At 72.2% G+C, this 23,865-nt stretch carries 11 protein-coding genes; 10 read left to right on the top strand and 1 reads right to left on the bottom strand.

From position 1 onward, the window contains the following. Window positions 1-41: 41 nt before the first annotated feature. From ABZ953_RS31065 to ABZ953_RS31100, 8 genes are all read left to right on the top strand, one after another. Window positions 42-1,397 (top strand): lysine N(6)-hydroxylase/L-ornithine N(5)-oxygenase family protein, encoded by a 1,356-nt coding sequence (locus ABZ953_RS31065; protein WP_361730745.1) that lies wholly within the window; start codon window positions 42-44, stop codon window positions 1,395-1,397. 71 nt (window positions 1,398-1,468) lie between these two features. Next, window positions 1,469-2,527, top strand: coding sequence for an iron ABC transporter permease (locus ABZ953_RS31070; RefSeq protein ID WP_361730748.1), 1,059 nt, complete (start codon window positions 1,469-1,471; stop codon window positions 2,525-2,527). A gap of 101 nt (window positions 2,528-2,628) precedes the next feature. After that, window positions 2,629-3,690, top strand: coding sequence for an iron chelate uptake ABC transporter family permease subunit (locus ABZ953_RS31075; protein WP_361730828.1), 1,062 nt, complete (start codon window positions 2,629-2,631; stop codon window positions 3,688-3,690). A 58-nt stretch (window positions 3,691-3,748) separates the two neighbouring features. Continuing rightward, window positions 3,749-4,648, top strand: a complete 900-nt coding sequence (locus ABZ953_RS31080; protein ID WP_361730751.1) for an ABC transporter ATP-binding protein — start codon at window positions 3,749-3,751, stop codon at window positions 4,646-4,648. 111 nt (window positions 4,649-4,759) lie between these two features. Then, complete coding sequence (locus ABZ953_RS31085) at window positions 4,760-5,809, top strand: iron-siderophore ABC transporter substrate-binding protein (RefSeq protein WP_361730753.1); 1,050 nt, start codon at window positions 4,760-4,762, stop codon at window positions 5,807-5,809. Window positions 5,810-5,881: 72 nt separating this feature from the next. Then, window positions 5,882-7,684, top strand: coding sequence for an ABC transporter ATP-binding protein (locus ABZ953_RS31090; RefSeq protein WP_361730756.1), 1,803 nt, complete (start codon window positions 5,882-5,884; stop codon window positions 7,682-7,684). Window positions 7,685-7,740: 56 nt separating this feature from the next. Continuing rightward, the gene (locus tag ABZ953_RS31095) at window positions 7,741-18,765 is read left to right on the top strand and encodes an amino acid adenylation domain-containing protein (protein WP_361730758.1); all 11,025 of its coding nucleotides are present in this window, start codon (window positions 7,741-7,743) and stop codon (window positions 18,763-18,765) included. Further along, complete coding sequence (locus ABZ953_RS31100; protein WP_361730760.1) at window positions 18,752-20,467, top strand: ABC transporter ATP-binding protein; 1,716 nt, start codon at window positions 18,752-18,754, stop codon at window positions 20,465-20,467. Before ABZ953_RS31095 ends, ABZ953_RS31100 begins: the two co-directional genes overlap by 14 nt. Before the next feature lie 187 nt (window positions 20,468-20,654). On the opposite strand, the gene ABZ953_RS31105 is transcribed toward ABZ953_RS31100, so the two are convergent. Then, window positions 20,655-21,758 (bottom strand): alpha/beta hydrolase-fold protein, encoded by a 1,104-nt coding sequence (locus tag ABZ953_RS31105; RefSeq protein WP_361730763.1) that lies wholly within the window; start codon window positions 21,756-21,758, stop codon window positions 20,655-20,657. Window positions 21,759-21,941: 183 nt separating this feature from the next. Here ABZ953_RS31105 and ABZ953_RS31110 point away from each other — a divergent pair, with 183 nt between their 5' ends. Both ABZ953_RS31110 and ABZ953_RS31115 read left to right on the top strand, forming a co-directional pair. Continuing rightward, on the top strand, window positions 21,942-22,154 hold the full coding sequence (locus ABZ953_RS31110; RefSeq protein WP_361730766.1) for an MbtH family protein: 213 nt from the start codon (window positions 21,942-21,944) through the stop codon (window positions 22,152-22,154). 73 nt (window positions 22,155-22,227) lie between these two features. Next, on the top strand, window positions 22,228-23,799 hold the full coding sequence (locus tag ABZ953_RS31115; protein ID WP_361730769.1) for an amidohydrolase: 1,572 nt from the start codon (window positions 22,228-22,230) through the stop codon (window positions 23,797-23,799). Window positions 23,800-23,865: the final 66 nt, after the last annotated feature.

Raw genomic sequence — 23,865 nt, forward strand, 5'->3', positions numbered from 1 at the left:
CCCACGCCTGACAGGCGGCTTCCCCGCACGATGGGAGTGACATGTCACAGGTTCTTCCTGGCGACGCACCACTGGTCCACGACCTCATTGGCATCGGCTTCGGCCCGTCCAATGTGGCCATGGCGATCGCGCTCAGCGAGCACAACGCAAGCGTCGGCAGGGAGGAGACGGTCACCGCTCACTTCTTCGAGCAGCAGCCGCGCTTCGGCTGGCACCGCGGCATGCTGATCGACGACGCGACCATGCAGGTGTCCTTCCTCAAGGACCTGGTGACACAGCGGAACCCCACCAGTGAGTTCAGCTTCCTCTGCTACCTGAAGAGCAAGGGGCGTTTGACCGACTTCATCAACCACAAGAACCTCTTCCCGCTGCGGGTCGAGTTCCACGAGTACCTCGAGTGGGCCGCGGCCAAGGTCGACGACCAGGTCTCCTACGGCCACGAGGTCGTGGGGGTCACGCCGTTCGTGCGCGACGGGGTCGTGGAGTACCTGGACGTGACGGTCCGCTCGGCGGAGGGGCTCGCGGTCCACCGCGCCCGCAACCTCGTCGTCGGCACCGGCCTGCGCCCCCTCATGCCGGAGGGCGTGGAGCGCGGCGACCGCGTCTGGCACAACTCCGAACTGCTGACGAAGGTGGAGGAGTTGGAGGGCACCTCGCCCTCCCGGTTCGTCGTCGTGGGCGCCGGGCAGAGCGCCGCGGAGAACGTCGCGTACCTGCACCGCCGCTTCCCCGAGGCCGAGGTCTGCGCCGTCTTCTCCCGCTACGGCTACAGCCCCGCCGACGACTCCAGCTTCGCCAACCGGATCTTCGACCCCGAGGCTGTCGACGAGTACTTCGACGCGCCCGAGGACGTCAAGCAGCGGCTGATGGGCTACCACGGCAACACCAACTACTCCGTGGTGGACATCGACCTGATCGACGACCTCTACCGCGAGATGTACCGGGAGAAGGTCCTCGGCACCGAGCGGCTGCGCTTCCTCAACATCTCCCGGCTCACCGGCGTCAAGGAGACGGACGACGGCGTGCGCGCCACCGTGAAGTCCCTCGTCACGGGCGAGGACGCCGAGCTGGACGCCGACATCGTGGTGTTCGCCACCGGCTACAGCCCCGCCGACCCCGTCGGCCTCCTCGGCGACGTCGCGGACCGCTGCCTGCGCGACGACGAGGGCCGGGTGCGGGTCGAGCGCGACTACCGCATAGCGACCGACGCCGACCTGCGCTGCGGCATCTACCTCCAGGGCGGCACGGAGCACACGCACGGCATCACGTCGTCGCTGCTTTCCAACATCGCGATCCGGGTCGGCGAGATCCTCGACTCGCTGCGCGCCCGGAACACCGGGTCCGCCTCGGGCGAGGCACAGCCGGTCGCCGACGAGACCGGCAGCGCCGCGCGCTAGGCCTGTCCGGGCGGATCGGCTCGCCCACCGGCCGTGCGTCCCGGACCGATCAAAGGGATAACGTACGTCGAATGAGCACGACTGCAGTGGAGCGCCCCATATCGAGGGGCACAACAGGGGCCCGCAGGCGGCGGCTTGTGGGTCTGGCTGTGCTTGCCGCGATCCTGGTGATCGCGGGGGCGCTCTCGCTGGCCGTCGGTGCGCGCTCGCTGAGTCCCTCCGAGGTGTGGCACGGCCTCTTCGCGGCGCCCGACTCCGACCAGCGGCTCACCGAGATCCGGCTCATCGTGCGGACCGTGCGTCTGCCGAGGACGGTGCTCGCCGTGGTGGCGGGCATCGCCCTGGGGGTCGGCGGTGCGCTGATCCAGGGGTATACGCGCAACCCGGTCGCGGACACGGGCCTGCTGGGGGTGAACGCCGGTGCGTCGTTCGCCGTGGTGTCGGCAATCGCCGTGTTCGGGCTCTCCAACCCGTTCCAGTACGTCTGGTTCGCCTTCGTCGGGGCGGCGGTCGCCGGTGTCGTCGTGTTCGGCCTCGCGAGCATCGGCCGCGGGGCCGGGAATCCCCTGACGCTCGCGCTGGCCGGGCAGGGGATCACCGTGTTCCTCGCGGCGATGACCACGGCCGTCTCGCTCTCGGACCAGAAGTCGCTGAACGCCCTGCGGTTCTGGAACGCGGGCTCCGTGGCGGGCGTCGGCTTCGACGTCATCTGGCCGGTGACCGCGTTCATCGGCGTCGGCCTCGTCCTCGCCCTGACCACGCTGCCCGCCCTCAACCTGCTCAACCTGGGCGAGGACGTGGCGCGGGGGCTCGGCGTGAACATCGCGCTGAGCCGGACCGTCGGCATCCTCGCGATCACCCTCCTCGCGGGCGCGGCGACGGCGGCGTGCGGCCCCATCGCGTTCCTCGGGCTCATGGTGGCCCACGTGGCCAGATATCTGACCGGCCCCGACTACCGCTGGCTGGTGCCGTACGCGGGATTGCTCGGCGCCGTCATCCTGCTGGTCTGCGACATCGTGGGGCGACTGGTCGTGCGCCCCGGCGAGTTGGAGGCGGGCGTGGTCGTGGCGCTGCTCGGGGCCCCGTTCTTCGCGGTCCTGGTGTGGCGAGGAAAGTTCAAGAACGCATGAGCGGGACGAACGAGCGCATGAGCGGGACGAACGAGCGCATGAGCGGGACGGGCGAGCGCACGAGCGGGGCGGGCGAGCGCGTGAGCGGGACGGGCGAGCGCATGAGCGGGACAGACATGAAGCCCTCGGTGACGCCGGGCGTGCGGCTCGGCGGGATGTCGTTCGTATGGCGGCCCTGGCTGGTCCTGGTCACGCTGCTGCTGATGGCGGCTACCTTCCTGGTGTTCTGCCTCTCCATCAGCATCGGCGACTTCCCCATCGGCATGTCCCGGGTGGTCGCCACGCTCGTCGGCCGGGGCGAAAAGGTCGACGAGTTCGTGATCATGGATCTGCGGATGCCGCGGGCGCTGGCCGGGCTCGTCGTGGGCGTGGCCCTCGGGGTGTCAGGGGCGATCACGCAGTCGATCGCGCGCAACCCGCTGGCCAGTCCGGACATTCTGGGCATCACCGGGGGCGCGAGCGCCGTCTCGGTGTTCCTGGTGACGGTGTCGGGCGGTACCGCCGCAGCGATCCTCGACGCCGTGGGCCTGTCCGCGGCGGCGCTCGGCGGCGGCCTGGCGACGGGTCTCCTCGTCTACTTCCTGGCGTGGCGGCGCGGCGTCGACGGCTTCCGCCTCATCCTCATCGGGATCTCGGTGAGCGCCGTGATGCAGGCGATCACCACCTGGCTCCTCGTCTCGGCCGACATCAGGGACGTGGCAAGGGCCCAGGCGTGGCTGGTCGGTTCGCTGGACAACCGGTCGTGGGACGAGGTCTGGGTCGCGCTCTGGTGCTCGCTCGGCCTGCTGGTCGTCGTGGCCGCCGCTTCCTTCCAGTTCAAGCCGCTGCATCTCGGCGACGACATCGCCGCGGGGCTCGGGGTCCGGTACTCGCGCGTGCGGGCGGTCCTGCTGCTGTGCGCGGTGCTGCTCGCCGCCGTGGCGGTGAGCGCCGCGGGCCCGGTTCCGTTCGTCGCGCTGGTGGCGCCGCAGGTGGCGATGCGTCTGACGCGGCATGCGACGCCGCCGATGGCGGCCTCCGGTCTGACCGGCGCGCTGCTGCTCATCGGCTCCGACCTGATCGCGCGTACGGCGCTGCCCGGCAGTCTGCCGGTCGGTGTGGTCACCGCCGCGATCGGCGGGCCCTTCCTCGTCTACCTGTTGGTGCGGGCGAACCTCAAATGACCGGTCCGGCACCGATAGCTGGTACAAAGGTGAGGCAAACCTAATATTAGGGGGGCTTGTGGTCGCTCAGTCCATCACCGAGATCGCGTCCGAGGTCGAGTCGAAAACCGCGTCCAAGGCCGGGTCCCAGGCCGGGTCCAGGGCCGGGTCCGAGGCCGGGGACACCGTACGGCTCGCCGCCCGTGGCGTCTCCGTCGGCTACGGCAGCCGTACGGTCATCGACGGCCTCGACGTGGCCATCCCGTCCGGGGTGATCACCACGATCATCGGGCCCAACGGCTGCGGGAAATCGACCCTGTTGCGCACCCTGACGCGGCTGCTCAAGCCGGTCAAGGGCTCGGTCGTGCTCGACGGCGAGGACATCGACAAACTCAAGACCCGGGACGTGGCGAAGAAGCTGGGCCTGCTGCCGCAGGCGCCGGTCGCGCCCGAGGGGCTCACGGTGGCCGACCTCGTCGCCAGGGGGCGCCACCCGCACCAGAGCTGGCTGCGCCAGTGGTCGTCGGACGACGCCGGTGTCGTGGAGCGCGCGCTGGCCATGACCGGCGTCTCCGACCTGGCCGACCGCCCCGTCGACTCGCTCTCCGGCGGGCAGCGTCAGCGCGTCTGGATCTCGATGACGCTGGCTCAGGGCACCGACCTGCTGCTCCTCGACGAGCCCACCACGTACCTCGACCTGGCGCACGCGATCGACGTGCTCGACCTGGTGGACGACCTGCACGAGTCGGGGAACACCGTGGTCATGGTGTTGCACGACCTCAACCTGGCCACGCGCTACAGCGACAACCTCGTTGTGATGAAGGCGGGTTCGATCCTCGCGCAGGGGCACCCGCGCGACGTGATCACCGCGGATCTGCTGTACGAGGCGTTCGGGCTGCGCGCCAAGGTGGTCGACGATCCGGTGGGGGACCGTCCGCTGATCGTGCCGATCGGCCGTACGCACGTTCAACCCAGCTGACCCTGCGGGCGAATGTACTGGTAAGGCTAGGCTAACCTCACCTTCACAGGTTAAAGTTTGGCTGCCCTGAATCAGGGGCGCAGCGGACAGCGCTAAAGCAAGGGAATCCGGATGCTCCTCCACCGAACGACGCTCACCAAGCCCTGGCGGCGGCTCGCGACGGTCCTGACCGCCGCGACCCTGGGCGTCGGCCTCCTCGCCGGCTGCGGCTCCGACTCGGAGGACAAGGCGAGCGACGACACGCAGGCGGCCGCCGGCGGTTCGTTCCCGGTCACCGTGGAGCACGCGTTCGGATCCACCAAGGTCGAGAAGGCCCCCAAGCGGGTCGTCACCGTCGGCTACACCGACGACCAGGCCGCCCTTGCGCTCGGCACCAAGCCGGTCGGCATGGTCGACCAGTACCCGAACCCGTCGGGCAAGTCCCCCGACATCAACACCCAGTGGCCCTGGGTGAAGGGCAAGTGGGGCGACGCCAAGCCCGACGTCGTCATGAAGAACGGCGACTCCGGCCCCAACTACGAGAAGATCGCCGCCCTGCGGCCGGATCTGATCATCGCGGTCTACTCCGAGATCGACAAGGCGGGCTACGACAAGCTCTCCGAGATCGCCCCGACGGTGGGCCGCACCAAGGGCGAGAAGGAGCTGTTCAGCGCTTCCTGGCAGGACAACACGGTGCACATCGCCAAGGCGCTCGGCAAGGAGGACGAGGGCAAGAAGCTCGTCTCCGGCGTCGAGGACAAGCTCGCCGCGGCCAAGAAGGCGCACCCGAAGTTCGCGAACCAGACCTCTGTCGCGCTGTCCTGGTACAAGGACTCCATCAACCCGTTCACCTCCACCGACGTGCGCGGGCGGCTCCTGACGGGCATCGGCTACAAGTACCAGACCAAGATCGACAAGATCGCGGGCGGCAAGTTCTCCACCGAGCTCTCCCCCGAGCGCACCGACCTGGTCGACGTCGACCGCATCGTCGTCATCAACGACAAGGCCGACACGGAGTCGTTGAAGAAGTTCGAGCTGTTCAAGAACCTGAAGGCCGTGAAGAAGGGCAACGTGTCCTACCTGCTCGACAGCGAGGGCCCCGCGGTCGGCGCTGCGATGTCCCAGGGCACCGCGCTCTCCCTCCCGTACGCGATCGACGAGCTCGTCAAGTCGGTCGAATAGACCGGTCGAACAGACCGGTCGAATAGAGATGCCGTTCCACCCGTCCCGTCCCCGCTTCGACTTGGCCAACGTGTGAGCACTACCGAGACCCGCACCACCGAAACCCCCGCCGCCCCGGCGACCCTGCGCACGGCGTCCGGACGTGAGGCCACCCGGTGGGTCTCGACGCACTGCCGCGAAGTGCCCTGGCTGACGACCGCCACCGTGCTCAGCACGGTGGCGGGGGCCGCGCTCCAAGTCCTCCCCGTGCTGTTGCTCGGCCGGGTGGTCGACGGGGTGGTGGCGGGCGATTCCCGCTCGGTCCTCGTCACGATCGGGGTGCTGATGGGGGCCGCCGCGCTGCTCGGCGCGGTGGCCACGGCGCTGTCGACCTATCTGATCGGCAAGCTGGGCGCGGATCTGCTCGCGCGGCTGCGGGAAGGCGCCGTCCGCGCGGTGCTCGGGATGCCGAGCGCACGGATCGAACAGGTCGGCAGGGGAGACGTGCTCTCCCGGGTCGGTGACGACGTGGCCGTGCTGTCCAAGGGCATCCGGACGGCCATCCCCACGGTGTTCTCGGCGGGTGTGCTGGTCTTCATCGCCACGGTCGGGATGTTCGGCCTCGACTGGCGGCTCGGTCTCGCGGGCGCCGGCGCGCTGCCCGCGTACGCGCTGGCCCTGCGCTGGTACCTCCCCAGGTCCGCCCCGCTCTACCGGCAGCAGCGGGTGGCCCAGGCCGACCGCGCGCAGGCGTTGATCAGCGGCCTGGACGGGATCGACACGGTCCGGGCGTACCGCCTGGAGGACAGCGTCCGCGAGGAAGTCACCCGCGAGTCCTGGCGGGTGCGCGACCTCGGTGTCGATGTTTTCCGGTTCTTCGGGCGCTTCGTCGGCCGGGAGAACCGCGCCGAGTTCATCGGGCTCGTCCTGATCCTCGTGGTGGGATACGCCCTGCTGGAGGCCGATGCCGCCACCCTGGGCGAGGTCTCGGCGGCCCCGCTCATGTTCCACCGGCTCTTCACGCCGCTCGGCGCCATCATGTTCACCTTCGACGAGGCGCAGAAGTCGGGTGCGAGCCTGACCCGTCTCGTCGGGGTCCTCGGGGAGTCCGCGCAGGAACGCCTGGTGGGTGACGCCTCGGTCGAGGCGGCGGGCGCCGGACCGCACCCGGTGGCGGTGGAGGGGCTGACGTTCGCCTATCCCGGCACCGACGATCCGGTCCTCAGGGACGTCGACCTGGCGATCCCGGCCGGCGGTTCGCTCGCCCTGGTCGGCGCGACGGGCGCGGGCAAATCCACGCTGGCCGCGCTGATCGCGGGCATCGGCACCCCGCAGGCCGGGTCGGTGCGCGTCGGATCGCAGGATCTGGGCGATCTCGACGAGGCGGGGGCGCGCGCCCTGGTGAGCATCCTGACGCAGGAGACGCACGTGTTCTCCGGCCCGCTCGCCGAGGACCTGCGGCTCGCCGCGCCGCTCGCGACCGACGCCGAACTGATGGACGCGTTGCGCACGGTCGGCGCCCACGGCTGGGTCGACGCGCTGCCCGACGGCCTGGACACCCGGGTCGGTGAGGGCGGTGAGCGCCTGGACGGCACCAAGGTCGCGCAGATCGCGCTGGCCCGCCTCGTGCTCGGCCGGGCGCCGGTGGTGGTGCTCGACGAGTCGACCGCGGAGGCGGGCAGTGAGGGCGCGGCCGAGCTGGAGCGCGCCGTCCTCGCCGCCTGCGCGGGGCGCACCACGCTCTTCGTGGCCCACCGCCTTACGCAGGCGATGGCGGCGGACCGGATCGCGGTGCTTGACGCGGGGCGGGTGGTGGAGCAGGGCACCCACGCCGAGTTGGTGGCCCTGGGTGGTCGGTACGCGCGTCTGTGGCGGGCCTGGCGAGAGGGTAGTTAGGCAACCCTTATTTAGGCTAGCCTAACTACGATGACCTGGAAGGGACGCTGTCTTCGATGATGGAACCGAGCGCTCGCCTCGTACTGCTTTCTCCCGCGCGCCTGGCCGACGTACGTCGGCGGGCCGGTGACTACTCCGACCGGACGATCGCCGAGGCGTGCGCCATCGCCCTGGTGTACTGGGCGACCGGCAGAAGCCCCGAAGGCATCGAACTCGCCCCCGGCACGCTGTTCGCCGACGTCCTCGGCTGGGTCGACAACGGCGGGGCGGGGCCCGGCAGTCGGGACGCCGGAGCGGACGGCTGGAGCATCACCGTCCCCGACGGCGTCGAGCAGGCCGCGGCCCAGCTCGCCCTCGACGACCTCGCCGACTTCCCGGACCGGCCGCTCGGCACCATCGCCCCGTCCACTGCGGCGGAGCGGCTCCGGGCCCTGGCCGAGTGGAACGACACCGACGCCGACCGGATCCGTCCCACCATCGTCGAGATGTTCCGCGAACAGGCGCGGACCCGGCCCGACGCCGTCGCGATCGTCGACGAGCACCGCTCGCTGACCTACCGTCAGGCGGCCGAGCGGTCGGCACAGTTGGCACACCGTCTCATCGAGCGCGGGCTCACCGCCGAGCAGGTCGTCGGCATCTCGCTCGGCCGCTCCGCCGACATGGTCATCGGCCTGCTCGGCGTCCTCCAGGCGGGCTGCGCGTTCGTCCCCCTCGACCCCCAATGGCCTGCCGCGCGCCGCGCCGTCGTCATCGAGGACGCCCGCGTCGTGCTGCAGCTCAACGACTCAGGCGTGCACGACCCGGCCGAACCGGAAGCCGTCGCCGTCGACCTCGGCGACTGGAAGTTCGCCGCCCTGCCCGCCGAGTCGCCCGACGTCGCCCTCGCCGCCGAGGCCCTCGCATACGTGATCTTCACGTCCGGCTCGACCGGTCGGCCCAAGGGCGCGATGATCCGGCACGCGGCGATCAGCGAGCGACTGCTCTGGCAGGCCCACGAGATCCTGGGCTTCGGCCACGACGACGCCTCGCTGTTCAAGGCGCCGCTGGCGTTCGACATCTCCATCAACGAGATCTTCCTGCCACTGGTGACCGGCGGCAGGCTCGTGGTCCTGCGGACCGGCGGCGAGCGCGACCCGCACCACCTGCTGAGCGTGATCGCCGAACAGCGGGTCACCTTCACGTACTTGGTGTCGTCCATGATGGACGTGCTCCTGGAGATAGCGGGCGACTCCGGCCGCCTCGACAGCCTGCGGCACGTCTGGTGCGGCGGCGAGGTGCTGACCCCCGAGCTCTACGAGCGGTTCCGCACCCGGCTCGACATCCCCCTGTACCACGGCTACGGCCCGGCCGAGACGACGATCGGCGTCTCGCACGTCATCTACCGGGGCGCCGCCGAACGCCTGTCGACGTCGATCGGCAAGGCCAACCCCAACACCCAGCTGTACGTCCTCGACGACGAGCTGCGCCCCGTCCCGGTCGGCGTCGGCGGCGAACTGTACGCGGGCGGCTTCCTCCTGGGCCGCGGCTACGTCAACGCCCCCGGCCTGACCGCCTCCCGCTTCGTGGCCAACCCCTTCGCCTCCGACGGCTCCCGGCTCTACCGGACCGGCGACCTCGCGCGGTTCGCCCCGGACGGCTCCCTCGACTTCCTCGGCCGGGCCGACAACCAGATCAAGATCCGCGGCATGCGCCTGGAGATCGAGGACGTCGAGGTCGGCCTCGCGGAACACCCCGGGGTCCGGCACACCTGCGTCGTCGCGAAGAAGAACACGGCGGGCGGCACCTACCTCGTCGGATACGTGATCCCGGCCGCCGGGTCCGAGGACCTGCGGGCGGACGACGTCAAGGCGTGGGCGACCCGGCACATGGTCGAGTACATGGTGCCCGCCCACCTCGTCGTCCTCGACGCCTTCCCGCTCACCGCCAACGGCAAGCTCGACCGCAACGCGCTGCCCGAACCCGGCACGGGCACGGGCGCTGTCGTCGCGCCCGCCACCGAGAACGAGCGCGTGGTGTGCGCGGCGGTCGCCGAGCTCCTGCAGCTCGACGAAGTCGGCGTCGACCAGGACTTCTTCCAGCTCGGCGGCGACAGCATCCTGACGATCTCGCTGCTCAGCGCGCTGCGCGACGCGGGCCTCTACGTCACGGTGCGCCAGATCTTCACCCACAGCGTCGTCGGAGCGCTGGCCGCGGTGGCGAGCCGCGAGGACATCTCCGCCGTGGACCACAGCGACGTCGCGACCGGCGCCGTCGAGGGATCGCCCATCGTGCAGTGGCTCGGCGAGACCACCGACGCGATCGACGGCTTCGTGCAGTCCGTGGTCCTCAACACCCCCGATGACCTGACCGCCGACGCGCTCGACGACATCCTCCGCGCGCTCCTCGCGCACCACGACATGCTCCGCGCCCGCCTGGTGCGCGGCGACCGCTGGAGCTTCGACATCCCGGAGGCGGCCCCGGCCGCGCCCCTCTGGCAGGAGAGCGACCTGCCACTGGACGCGTGCGTCGCGCTCGCCACCGACGGGCTCGCCCCGGACGGCGGCGTGATGCTGCGGGCCGTCTGGCGCCGCCAAGCGCGCCAGCTGGTCGTCGTCGTCCACCACGTGGTGATCGACGGCGTCTCCTGGCGGGTCCTGATGGAGGACCTCGCCACGGCCTGGCGGCAGACCGCCTCGGGCGCGCCCGTCGAACTGCCCCCGGTGGGCACCTCGTTCCGGCGCTGGACCCAGCTCCTTGGCCGCGCGGGCTTCGAAGCGGACCGCGCGTACTTCCGGCGGGCCCTGCCGGGAACGGACCAGCCGGTGGGCAGGCGCGCGCCGAGCGCCGCCGACACCGTCGCCCGGGAGCGGCTACAGACCGTCTCGATCGGCCCCGAGGTCACGGCCGCGCTGCTCGGCGACATCCCCGCCAAGTTCCACGCGGGCGTCAACGACGTGCTCCTGACCGGCCTCGCCGTCGCCCTCGCCCGGTGGCGCCGCGACCTCGGCCAGGACCAGACGTTCGCGCACATCGAGCTGGAGGGCCACGGCCGCGAGGGGCGGTACGTGGCGCACAGCGCGGGCTTCGAGCCGGAACTGTCGCGCACAGTGGGCTGGTTCACCACGCTGTTCCCGGTGACCGTGGACCCCGGCACCGCCGCCGACCTCACGTCCCCCGAGTACCTCGCCGCCGCGCTCAAGGCGGTCAAGGAAGACCTCGCACGGGTGCCGAGCAACGGCCTCTCCTACGGCGCGTTGCGTTACCTGACCGGCACCGAGTTCGACGCGCCCGCCCCGCAGGTGCTCTTCAACTACCTGGGACGCTTCGACGCGGGAGCTTCCGGCGACTGGCAACTGTCCGGCGCCACCGGGCAGTTGGGCGAGAAGCGCGACCCGGGCATGCGTCTTCCGCGAGCCCTGGAGTTCAACGCGATCGCCGAACCGGCGGCGGCCGGCGGCGAGTACGAGCTGGTCACCACCGTCTCCTGGCCCGACGGCGTGTTCACCGACGAGGACATCGCCACACTCGCCGGGTACTTCCGGGTGGCCCTCGCCGGACTCGCCGCGCTCGACCAGGGCGGCCACTCGCCCAGCGACTTCCCGCTGGTCGCGCTCGACCAGGCCGACGTCGACGCCTTCGACGGCCCGGAGCTGCGCGACATCCTGCCGCTGACCCCGCTGCAGGAGGGCCTGTACTTCCACTCGGTCTTCGACGACGACTCGGCGGGCGCGTACGTCGAGCAGCAACTCCTCACCCTGGACGGCGAGGTGGACGCCGACCGGCTCGCCACCGCCGCCACCCGGCTCCTCACCCTCTACCCGAACCTGGCGGCCCGCTTCACGGCCCTCGCCGACGGCCGCGTCGTCTCCGTCCTGGAGAGCGGCGTCGAGGCGCCCTTCACCACCCTTGACCGCCCCGGCATCACCGACGCCGAGATACGCGAGATCGCCGAGCGGGACCGCCGCGCCGGGTTCGACCTCGCCACCGGACCGCTGATGCGGTACACGCTGATCCGCACCGGGGCGGACCGCGCCGTCCTCGTGCAGACCGTGCACCACATCATCGCGGACGGCTGGTCGGTGCCGCCGATGCTGCGCGCGCTGCTCGCCGAGTACCACGCGCCGGGCACCGTGTATCCGGTCGGCGGCTTCGCCGACTATGTGAGCTGGCTCGCCGGACGCGACGACGACGAGAGCGACCGGGTGTGGCGCGAGGAGCTCGCCGACCTGCCCGGCGCCTCACTGGTCGCCGAGGGGCACACCCCCTCCGACCGGTTCGCCGACACCGCCGTGGAGCCCGCGCAGGACGTCGACGCGGCCGTCCGGGCGGCCGGTGTGCCGCTGAGCGTGGCCGTGCACAGCGCCTGGGCGGTGACCCTTGGCGGCATCCTGCACGGCAGCGACGTCGTCTTCGGCTCCACGGTCTCCGGGCGTGACGCCGACGTCCCCGGCATCGGGGACATGGTGGGCCTGTTCATCAATACGATCCCCGTGCGCGCCCGCTGGACCGGCACGACCACGGCGCGCGACCTGCTCGCCTCGGTGCGGGAGCACCAGAGCGCCGTACTGCCGCACCAGCACGTCTCGCTGGCGAGGATCGGGCGCCAGGCGGGCGCGGGCCCGCTGTTCGACACCCTGGTGGTGTTCGACGTCGCGGCCGACGTGGAAGGGCTGCGTGCCCCCGGCGCCGAGTTCGCCGTCACCGACATCGTGAACGAGGGCGCCCCGCACTACCCGTTGACGCTGGTGGTGGAGCGCGCGCTCGACGGCCGCCCCCGCTTCAACCTCATCTACGACGGGCGGCTGCTGCGCGAGGAGAGCGCCCGGGAGATCCTGCGCTCCTTCTCCCGCGCACTCGACGGCCTGCTCACGCGCCCGGACGCCCTGGTCGGCGACCTCGCCCCCGAGAGCGACCGGCTCCCCGCACCGACCGGACCGACGACCCTTGGCGGCCTCTTCGACGCCGCCGTGCGCCGCGACCCGACGGCCGTCGCCGTCACCCAGTGCGCGCTCGACGGCAGCAGCCGTTCCCTGACGTACGGCGAACTGGCCGAGGCCAAGGACGAGTTGGCCCGCACATTGCGCGCGGCCGGGGTCGGCCCCGGCAAGCGGGTCGCCGTCGCCGTGCCCCGCTCCGTCGAGCAAGTCGTCGCCCTGGTCGCGATCGTCACGGCGGGCGGCGCATACGTACCGCTGGACCTGGCCTACCCGGACGAGCGCCTGGAGTACATCCTCGCCGACGCCGCCCCGCAGGTCGTCCTCGTCGACCCCGAGCAGCGCGACCGCTTCACCGCACTCCTGAAGCGGACCGGCACGCCCGCCCGCGTCCTCGTCCAAGGCGAGGGCGGGGGCGGGGGCGGGGGCGGAGGCGAGGGCGAAGGTGAGAGCCTCCCGCAGGACGCCGCCGAGGCCCCCGCCCCCGCCCCCACCTCCGAGGCCGACCGGCACGACCCCGCGTACGTGATCTACACGTCCGGCTCGACAGGGCGCCCCAAGGGCGTCGTCGTCCCGCACTCCAGCGTGGTGACCCTGCTCGCCAACACCCGGCCCGACATGGGCTTCGGGCCGCACGACGTGTGGGTGCAGTTCCACTCCTTCTCCTTCGACTTCGCGGTCTGGGAGCTGTGGGGCGCGCTGGCGCACGGCGGTGAGCTGCTTGTGCCGGAGTACGGCCTGACCCGCTCGCCGGTCGACTTCCACCGCCTCGTCCGCGAGCGCGGCGTGAGCGTGCTCAACCAGACCCCTTCGGCCTTCTACCAGTTCATCGAGGCCGACCGGCACGTCGGTGAACCGCTCCCCGCCCTGCGGAAGATCATCTTCGGCGGCGAGGCGCTGGACCTCGGGCGGCTGCGCGGCTGGGTCGACCGGCACGGCACAGGATCGCCCGAGCTGGTCAACATGTACGGCATCACCGAGACCACGGTCCACGTCACGCACCGGGTCCTGACCGACGGGGACTTCGGCTCGGGCGACGACGTCAGCCCGATCGGCGGCCCCCTTCCCGGCCTGGTCACCCACCTGCTCGACGACCGGCTCCGGCCGGTGCCGCCGGGCCGGGTGGGCGCCATCTACGTAGCGGGCGACCAGGTGTCGCTCGGCTATCTGGGCAGGGCCGGTCTGACCGCGGGCCGGTTCGTGGCGAACCCGTTCGCGGACGACGGCTCCCGGATGTACCACACGGGCGACCTGGCCCGCCGCACGCTCGACGGCGAGCTGGAGTTCGCCGGCCGCGCCGACGACCAGGTGCAGCTCAAGGGGTTCCGCATCGAGCTCGGCGAGGTCGAGTCCGCGGTCCGCGCGCTCGACGGGGTGGCCGACGTGGCCGTCACCGTGGCGGACAGCGCCGACCACCTGGTCGCGCACGTCGTGGGCCGGGTGCCCGACGACCTCCCCGGCCTCCTTGCCGCCACGCTGCCCGTGCACATGGTGCCGGGCCGGGTACTCCCCGTCGACGCCCTGCCGTTGACGGTCAACGGCAAGCTGGACCGTAAGGCGCTTGCCGAGCGGGCCGAGCGGGCCGAGCGGGCCGAGCAGTCCACGGAGCGTGCTGACACGGACGCGACCGCGCCCACGTCCACGGCGGGGCCCGGCACCGACGCCGCGCTCGCCGCCCTGATCGGCATCTTCACAAAGACGCTGCCCGGCGCCGAGGCGGACGCCGACACCGACTTCTTCGCCGCCGGGGGCGACAGCATCGTCGCCATCACCGTGATCAACCGCGCCAGGGCGCTCGGCCTGCCGATCGCACCCCGGGACGTCTTCCTGTGCAGGACGCCGCGCGCGCTCGCCGCACACCTGGCGACCGGCGCACCGCAGACCGCGGCGCCCGCACCCGACCGGCGCACCGACGGCCCGCTGCCGCCCACGCCGATCATCCTGCGCCAGCGCGAACTGGGCGGCTCCCTCGACCGGTTCGCGCAGGCCAGGACGGTGGAGGTGCCCGAGAGCGCCGGGTTCGCCGACCTCGGGCGCGCCGCGCGGGCCGTCGTGGCCGCGCACCCGGCCCTGCGGCTTCGGCTGCGCGCCGAGCACGGCGTGTGGGCCCTGAGCACCGAGCCCGCCCGCGACATCACCGTCGTACGCACCGACGCCGCCGACGCCACGGCGGCGGCGAACGAGGCCGCGGGACGACTCGACCCCGAAGCCGGGAACGTCATCGCGTTCTCCTGGCTGGAGGCGAGCCGCACCCTCGTCGTCACCGTGCACCACATCGCCGTCGACGCCGTGTCCTGGCTGGTCCTCCTCGACGACCTGGCCACCGCCCTGAGCGGCGCGGACCTGGCACCGCCGACCACGTCCTACGCCGAGTACGCCGAGGCGCTGACGCTCCGGTCCACCGAGGCGATCGACGGCCTCGGGCACTGGATCAGCACGCTCCAGGCGCCCGCCCTCCTTGCGGAATCCGCCGCCGGAAGCCCGCGCGAGACCACCGTCGTGCTGCCGCCCGACATCAGCGACCGCGTGACGCGCACCGCGCCCGCCGCGCTCGGCGTCGGCCTCACCGAGCTGCTCTGCGGCGCGCTGCGCACCGCGCTGACCCACATCCAGCCCGAACCCACCGACCTCGCGGTCGAGCTGGAGCGGCACGGCCGGGTCCCCGTCCTCGAACAGCACGACTACACCCGTACCGTCGGCTGGTTCACCTCCATCGCGCCGGTGCGCCTGACGGCCCACACCGACCCCGTCGCCGCGGCGCGCGAGGTCGCCGAGCGCCAGCCGGACGAGCGCGGCCACGTCGCGTACGGGCAGCTCAGATACCTCAACCCGCAGACAGCACCGCTCCTCACCGGCCGCCCGCAGGTCCTGTTCAACTACCTCGGCCGGGGCAGCGAGTCCCAGGCGCCGCACCTCACCGGCGGCGACCAGGGCAGCCCCTACGCCGTCGAGGTCAACGCCTGGACCGACGACGCCACCGGCAGCCTGCACGCCGCCTTCACCCTCGCCAATGGCGTCCCCGACGAGATCACCGAGCACTGGCGCGGCGCACTGGAACGCGTCGCGGACGCCTCCGCGACCGCCGAGCGCACCGCGCCGGTCACCCCGCTGCAGCGCGGCCTGTACTTCCAGGCCCAACTGGCGGGCACCGCCGGGCACTACGTCGCGCAGAGCTGGTTCACCTTCGACCGGCGCCTGGACGCCGACGCCCTCGCCGAGGCGATGGCCCACGTCATCGCACGGCACCCGGCCGTCGGCGCGGGCTTCACCACCGACGACGACGGAAACCCCGTCCAGGTCCTCAAGGCGGGCCGCCGCGTCGACGTCCGCACCGTGGAACTGCCGGGCGAGGCGGAGGTCGAGGAGTTCCGCACCCACGACCGCGACACCGGCTTCGACCCGGCCGAAGCGCCGCTGATCCGGCTGACCGTGGTCCGCCTGCCCGGCGGCCACGACGGCCTGCTGCTCAGCTACCACCTGCTGCTGTGGGACGGCTGGTCCCGCGAGATCGTGCTGCGGGACCTGTTCGACGCCTACGAGGCCGTCGTCGCGGGAGAGCCGTTCGACGCGACGCCCGCCACCCCGAGCTTCGAGGACCACGCCCGGGCGCTCGACGCCAAGGACTCCGCCGTGTCGGAGCGCTTCTGGGCGGAGCACCTGGCGCAGCTGCCCGGCCCGACCCTGCTCGCCGGACCGGCCCCGGCCCTCTCCCAGGAACTGCCGCCCGCGCTCGTGCACGAGCTCTCCGCCGACCAGTCGGAGCTGCTTCGGGCCGCCGCCAAGGAGCACGGCGTCACGCTGAACTCGATTCTCACCGGCGCGTTCGGCCTGCTGCTCGGCGCGCACACGGGCCGCAGCGACGCCGTGTTCGGCGTGACCGTCTCAGGGCGTGACGGCGAGGGCCTGTCCGACGTCGTCGGCGTGCTGCTCAACACCGTGCCCATGTGGACGCGGGCCCGGCCGGACGACACCGTCGGCGCCTACCTGGCGGCCGTCCAGACCTCCCGGGTCGAGGCCATGGAGCACGAGCACCTCGGGCTCGGCGAGATCCAGCGGGCCAGCGGGCACGACACCCTCTTCGACAACCTGTTCGTGCTCCAGAACTTCCTGGACATGGACGCCTTCGCCGAGATGAACTCCCGGCACGGCATCACCTCGGTGAAGGCCGACGACTCCACGCACTATCCGTACACCTGGGTCGTCACGCCCGGCGACCGGCTCACCGTCAAGCTGGAGCACCGCCACGGCGACACCGAGAGCGCCGGGCGCCTCCTCGCCGACTACGTACGGGTCTTGGAGGACCTGGCACGCTCGGCAGGCCAGGTCGGCGCGCTGCCCGGCCTCGGCCGGGCACCCGAGCCCGCCGAACGCACCGACGTCGGCACCGACACCGTCGTCGACCGGTTCGACCGGGCGGCCGACCGCGACCCGGAGCGGACCGCCCTCGTCGCCCACGGCTCGACCATGACCTTCGCCGGGCTCCGGGACCGCAGCCGCGTGGTGGCGGGCGTGCTCGCCGCACGCGGCATCGGCCCCGAGACCACCGTGGGCCTCGCGATCCCGCGCTCCCTCGACTCGATCGTGGCGCTCTTCGCCGTGCTGCGCGTCGGCGCCGCCTACGTGCCGCTGGAACTGGACCACCCCGACGAGCGGATCGCGGCGATCGTCGCGGACGCCCGCCCGGACGTGATCCTCACCGTGAGCGACGTGTCGCCCCGGCTCACCGGCGGCCCGGTCGGCCCCGGCGATCTGATCGAATTGGACCGTCCGCTGCCCGCGGCCGAGCCGTTCGTGACGTTCGCGCCGGACGACCCGGACCGCCTGCGCCACCCCGCGTACACGATCTACACCTCCGGCTCGACCGGACAGCCCAAGGGCGTGGTGACCGAGTACGCCGGGCTCACCAACATGCTCGTCAACCACCGGCGCCGGATCTTCGAGCCGGTCCTCGCGGAGCACGGGCACCGGACCTTCCGCATCGCGCACACCGTGTCGTTCGCGTTCGACATGTCGTGGGAGGAGCTCCTGTGGCTCGCCGACGGCCATGAGGTGCACATCTGCGACGAGGAGCTGCGCCGCGACGCACCCGGCCTCGTCGCGTACTGCCTGGAGCACGGGATCGACGTCATCAACGTGACGCCGACGTACGCCCAGCAGCTGGTGGCCGAGGGGCTGCTCGCCGACCCGGAGCAGCGCCCGGCGCTGGTCCTGCTCGGCGGCGAGGCCGTCACGCCGACCCTCTGGCAGCGGCTCGCCGAGACCGAGGGCACGGTCGGCTACAACCTCTACGGACCCACCGAATACACCATCAACACCCTCGGCGTCGGCACCTTCGAATGCCAGGACCCGGTGGTGGGCGTCGCGATCGACAACACCGACGTGTACGTCCTCGACCCCTGGCTGCGGCCCCTGCCCGACGGCGTCCCCGGCGAGCTGTACGTGGCGGGCATCGGCATCGCCCGCGGCTACCTCGGGCAGCCAGGACAGACCGCGCACCGCTTCGTCGCCTGCCCCTTCGGCGCCCTGGGCGAGCGCATGTACCGCACCGGGGACCTGGTCGTCCGCAGGCCCGACGGGAACCTGACGTACCTGGGCCGCACCGACCAGCAGGTCAAGATCCGCGGCCACCGGGTCGAACTGGGCGAGGTCGAGGCCTCGTTCGCCGCGCACCCGGCGGTGCGGTTCGTCGCCGCGGTCGCCCAGCCCGACCCGCAGGTCGACGGCGCGTACCGGCTCGCCGCCTACCTCGTGCTCGACGGCGCCGACCTGGCCGCGGTCGCCGCCGACGTGGGCACGGGCCTGCCGGACTTCCTGCGCCCCACGCACTACGCGCAGGTCGACAGCATCCCGCTGACCGTGAACGGGAAGGCTGACACCAAGGCGCTGCCGGAGGCCAAGCCCCTCGGCGCGCTGACCACGGCGGGGGAGCGCGGCCCGGAGACCGAGACCGAGACCGTGGTCTGCGAGTTCTTCGCCGAAGCCCTGGACCTCGACGACGACGAGGTGAGCGCGGTGAGCGATTTCGTGTCCCTCGGCGGACACTCCATGCTGGCGGTGCGCCTCATCGGGCTGCTCCGCCGCGAGTACGGCCCCGTGGTCACCATCCGTGACCTGTTCACCCTGCGAACCCCGGAAGCGATTGCCCGCCATCTCGATGACAACTCCTGACACGACTCCCGACCCGCAGCGGCCCCGCAAGGGGTCCGACATCCTCAAGGCCGCCCTGCGCCGCAACGTCGGCGCCATGGCCTGGGGCACCCTCCTCATGGGCCTCTACCAGGCGGGTGAGACGGCCTTCCCCATCGCGCTCGGCCTGATCGTCGAGCACACGATGCAGGACGACCGGACCCTCGGCGCGCTCGGCCTGTCGATCGGCGCCCTCGCGGTGATCATCACGACCGTCTCGCTGTCGTGGCGGTTCGGCATGCGCGTGCTGCAGAAGGCCAACACGACCGAGGCACACCGCTGGCGGGTGAAGGTCGCGGCCTGCGGGCTCCAGCCGGTGGCCAGGGACGTCGACCTGAAGTCCGGCGAGGTCCTGACCATCGCCACCGAGGACGCCGACCAGACCGCCGACATCATCGAGGTGGTGCCGCTCCTCATCAGTTCGCTGGTCGCGGTGGTGGTCGCGGCGGTCGCCCTCGGCCTCGCCGACCTCAGGCTCGGCCTCCTCGTGATCGTGGGCACGGTCGCGATCCTGTCGGTCCTGAGCGTGATGTCGAAGCGCATCGGTTCGAGCACCCGCGAACAGCAGGCCCGGGTGGCCCGGGCAGGCGCGAAGGTCGCCGACCTGATCAGCGGCCTGCGCCCGCTGCACGGCTTCGGCGGCAACCACGCGGCGTTCCGGTCCTACCGGACGGTCAGCGCGGAGGCGAAGCACCAGTCGGTCACGGTCGCCAAGGTCAACGGCGTCTACGCGGGCACCGCCCAGGCCCTCAACGCGGTCCTCGCTGCCGCGGTGACGCTGACGGCGGGCTGGCTGGCCTTCGAAGGCCGGATCACGGTCGGCGAGCTCGTCATGGCCGTCGGCCTCGCGCAGTTCATCATGGAACCGCTCAAGATGTTCTCGGAGATGCCCAAGTACGTGATGATCGCGCGGGCGTCGGCCGAGCGGATGGCGCTGGTCCTCTCGGCGCCGCCGGTCACGAACCCGGGCCCCGGGCGCCCCGCGGCGGGCGGCGACCTGGAGGTCGACGGCGTCCGGTACGGCTCCCTGCGCAAGCTGAAGTTCACGGTGGCCGCGGGCGAGTTCGTGGCGATCGCGGGCTACCAGCCGCGCGCGGTGGCCGACCTCGCGTCGATCCTGGCCGCGAACGTCCCGCCCGAGGCGTACGAGGGGGTGGTGCGGCTCAGCGGGCAGGAGACCGCCGCCCTTTCGGTCGAGGCGGTCCGCGAGCACATGCTGGTGAACCCGTACGACGGAGAGATCTTCGCGGGCACCCTGCGCACCAACATCGACCCGTCGGGCACCAGCCGCACGGTCCCCGAGGCCGTCGAGGCGTCCATGCTGACCGACGTCGTCGCCCTGCACCGCGAGGGCCTCGACTACGCCGTCCGCGACCGCGGCGCGAACCTCTCCGGAGGGCAGCGCCAACGGCTCTCACTGGCCCGCGCCCTGGCCGCCGACACCGACGTCCTCGTCCTGCACAACCCGACGACGGCTGTCGACGCGGTCACCGAACAGCTCATCGCCCGCAACATCGCGAAGCTGCGCCGGGGCCGGACCACCGTCGTGATCACCAGCAGCCCCGCCCTCCTGGACGCCGCCGACCGCGTCCTCGTCCTGGACGAAGGCGTCATCACCGCGGAGGACAGCCACCGCAATCTGCTCGCCCACGACGAGGACTACTGCCTGGCGGTGGCGCGGTAGGCCTCGTCGTGGGGCGTCGGTAAGCCTCGTCCCGCGCGGCGGCGGCAGGCCTCGTCCCGCGCGTCGGTAGGGCTACTCCCGAGCGGCGGTAGGGCCACTCCCGCTACTCCCGCGCGGCGGTAGGGCTACCCCCGCTACTCCCGAGCGGCGGTAGGGCTACTCCCGCTACTCCCGCGCGGCGGTAGGGCTACTCCTGCGCGGAGCCGAGCGCCCAGGCGACGTCCCTGAGCAGGGGCTCTCGCCAGCCCGCCCGGTCGTGGCCCGCCGCCGACCGCGAGACCCGTACGGTCGCACCGGCCTGCCGTGTCAGCTCCTCGGTCAGCTCGCAGTGCGGCAGCATCCGCGTCTCGTGCTCCCCGACGTCGAACGCGATCCGCAGCCCCGACAGGTCGGGGCGCTCCCGCAGGAGCGCCGCGATCGCGCCCCCGACCGGGCCGCCCAGCGGGTCAGGACCGCTCATGGCGTCCGGCGTCCACCAGAACGACGGCGACTGGCAGGCGACGCGGGACACCAGGCCGGGGAAGTGCAGCGCCGCGTACATCGCGCTCAGCCCGCCGAGGCTCTGCCCGGCGACCACGAGGCGGCCCGCGTCGACCGGCACGCCGCACTCCGCCACCAGCGGCAGCAGTTCGTCCCGGACGGCCTCCCACAGCGCAGGCCCGCACCCGAACTCGGCCAACCGGTCCTTGGACGGCAGGAAGACGAGGGTGACGGCGGGCATCTCGCCACTCGCGTGGGCCGCGTCGAACGCGGTCACGGCAGGGTGCAGATACAGCCAGTCGTCGCCGTCGAGCAGCAGGACCAACGGCCCGCCGCCGCCCACCGGGTGGACCCGCACGGTGCGCCGTCCGCCGAGCCGTTCACTGGCCCAGCGGATCCGGGTGCGCGGGACGGGCAGGATGTCGTCGGCGCCGACGAGGGGCCAGTGCGGCTGGGCCGGGGCGTCCGGCGTCGCGGCGATGGACCGGTCGCCGCCCGCGCCGGCCGGGTTGAGCGGATCGGCGCAGGGCTCGCCGTCCACGAGGAACTGGTAGGTCACGCGCAGCCGCGCGGGCATGGGCACCTCGGCGTACCAGCAGTCCGTGTCGCCCCACCGGCGCAGGGGCACCGGTTCCGACCAGCTCTCGAAGCCGATGCTCGGCTGCGAACCGCGCCACAGGAACAAGGTCGTCCAGCCGCCGTCGACGGGGACGGAGGCGGGGGTACGGGCCGCCGCCCAGAACGCGTCGGTGCCGGGTTCGCCGGGCAGTCCGTACGCGGTAAAGGCGTCGGAGGCGTTCTCCGTGCGCATGAACGTCTCCTTGTGAGAGGGAAGGGGGAGAGGCTAAGCTCGCATTAATTTAGGGGAGCCTAACCTAATTCGGCTCTTCTCTTCCATCCCGTTCCACCGTCCCGTTCCACCGTCTGAACGGGCCCTGACGCGGCCCGCGTTCAGCGTCCGTCGCGCCCGTCGCGGCCAAGGAGGCACCGACACATGAGCACCAACCCCTTCGACGACCCCGAAGGCCGTTTCCTGGTCCTGGTGAACGACGAAGGGCAGCACTCGCTCTGGCCGTCCTTCGCCGAGGTGCCCGGCGGCTGGACGACCGCCTTCGCGGAGAACACCCGGGACGCCTGCCTGGAGTACATCGAGACCAACTGGACCGACCTGCGCCCCCGGTCCCTCGCCGTATCCGTGGACGGCTGACCCACCCGCGAAACCGGGCCCCGCGGGCACCGCCCGCCCCGGACGTGTTCCACACCGCGGAGGGACACCGCCGATGCTCTGCGCCAGACTGACGAACGCCCGCTTCCTCACCATGGATCCGGCCCACCCCGTCGCCCACGACCTGGGCATCTGGCGGGGCCGGATCGTGGGCCTCGACGAGGCCGTGACCTCCCTGCCCGCACGGGAGGTCGTCGACCTCCAGGGCGCCACCGTGCTGCCCGGGTTCATCGACGCCCATGTGCACCTGGCCTGGACCGGGCTCAAGCAGAACACCGTGAGCATCGCGGGCCGCACGCGGCTCGACGACGTGCTGGCCGTCGTGGCGGCGGCCGCCGCGGACGAGGGGACGCCCGGCTCCTGGGTGGACATCGCCGGATACGACCAGCGGGCCCTCGGCCGCCATCTGACCGCCGCCGAACTCGACACCGTCAGCAACGGCCGCAAGGTGTACGTGCTGCACGAGTCCGGCCACGGCTGCGTCGTGAACTCCGCCGTCCTCGACCTGCTTCCCGACGGCGTCCCCCACGAGAACGGCTTCCTCGCCGAGGGCGCCATGGGCGCCGCCCGCGCGCTGCGCCTGCCGTACTCCCAGCACGAGCTGGCCGAAGCGATCGGGCGCGCCGCCCGCACCTGCCTGGCCGAGGGCATCACCGCCTGCGCGGAGGCGGGCATCGGCGGCATCCTGTTCGGCCACAGCCCGGTGGAACTGGGCGCCTACCAACGCGCCCGCGAGGAAGACCTGTTGCCGCTGCGCGTGCAGCTCATGGTCTCCGCCGACCGGCTGCGCCCGGCCGTCGCGCACGAGGCCGACGGCATTCCCCGCGCCCTCGACCTCGGCCTGCGCACCGGATTCGGCGACGACCGGCTCTCCGTGGGCGCGCTGAAGATCTACACGGACGGCGGGATGATGGCCCGTACCGCCGCGCTCAGCAGCCCGTACGAAGGTCTGAGCCACGCGGGCCAACTGCAGGACGACCCGGACGCGCTCGCGGCCACGATCGTCGACGGCCACCTCGCGGGCTGGCAGCTCGCCGTCCACGCGATCGGCGACCGCGCGGTCGACCTCGCCCTTGACGCCCTGGAACGCGCCCAGCGCCTGCGGCTCCGCCCTGGTGCCCGGCACCGCATCGAGCACGCGGGCCTGATCCGCCCCGACCAGCTCCCGCGCCTCGCGCGGCTCGGCGTCAGCGCGGTCGTCCAACCCAGCTTTCTGCGCTTCTACGGCGACGACTACGCGGCGATCATGGGCGAGGAGCGGGCCCCGTGGCTCTACCGCGGCAGGGCGTTCCTGGATCACGGCATCCCCCTCGTCGGCAGCTCCGACCGCCCGGTCGCGGACGGATCCCCGCTGCGGGCCATCCAGTTCATGGTCGAGCGCGCCTCCGGGTCAGGCCGGGTGATCGGCCCGCACGAGGGCGTCACCGTCGACGAGGCCCTGCACGCCTACACCGTCGCCGGTGCCTACGCCTGCCACTGGGAGGACACCCTCGGCACCCTCACCCCGGGCAAGCTCGCCGACCTCGTCGTGCTCGGCGACGACCCCCGCCGCGTCGACCCGTCCCGCATCGGCGACATCGAGGTGGCGAGGACGTATGTCGGCGGACGGATACCGGCGGACGGATGAGCGGTCAGGAACTTGTGGTCAGGGACTTGCAGTCAGGGACTTGCAGTCAGGGACTTGCAGTCAGGA

This window comes from Streptomyces sp. NPDC046465 (assembly GCF_040646035.1).
In the GTDB taxonomy this organism is placed as follows: Bacteria; Actinomycetota; Actinomycetes; order Streptomycetales; family Streptomycetaceae; genus Streptomyces.

Excerpts from the sequence above, each read along its gene's own strand:
- ABZ953_RS31065 (WP_361730745.1), top strand. The coding sequence starts at position 42 with ATGTCACAGGTTCTTCCTGGCGACGCACCACTGGTCCACGACCTCATT.
- ABZ953_RS31070 (WP_361730748.1), top strand. The coding sequence starts at position 1,469 with ATGAGCACGACTGCAGTGGAGCGCCCCATATCGAGGGGCACAACAGGG.
- ABZ953_RS31075 (WP_361730828.1), top strand. The coding sequence starts at position 2,629 with ATGAGCGGGACAGACATGAAGCCCTCGGTGACGCCGGGCGTGCGGCTC.
- ABZ953_RS31085 (WP_361730753.1), top strand. The coding sequence starts at position 4,760 with ATGCTCCTCCACCGAACGACGCTCACCAAGCCCTGGCGGCGGCTCGCG.
- ABZ953_RS31095 (WP_361730758.1), top strand. The coding sequence starts at position 7,741 with ATGATGGAACCGAGCGCTCGCCTCGTACTGCTTTCTCCCGCGCGCCTG.
- ABZ953_RS31100 (WP_361730760.1), top strand. The coding sequence starts at position 18,752 with ATGACAACTCCTGACACGACTCCCGACCCGCAGCGGCCCCGCAAGGGG.
- ABZ953_RS31105 (WP_361730763.1), bottom strand. The coding sequence starts at position 21,758 with ATGCGCACGGAGAACGCCTCCGACGCCTTTACCGCGTACGGACTGCCC.
- ABZ953_RS31110 (WP_361730766.1), top strand. The coding sequence starts at position 21,942 with ATGAGCACCAACCCCTTCGACGACCCCGAAGGCCGTTTCCTGGTCCTG.
- ABZ953_RS31115 (WP_361730769.1), top strand. The coding sequence starts at position 22,228 with ATGCTCTGCGCCAGACTGACGAACGCCCGCTTCCTCACCATGGATCCG.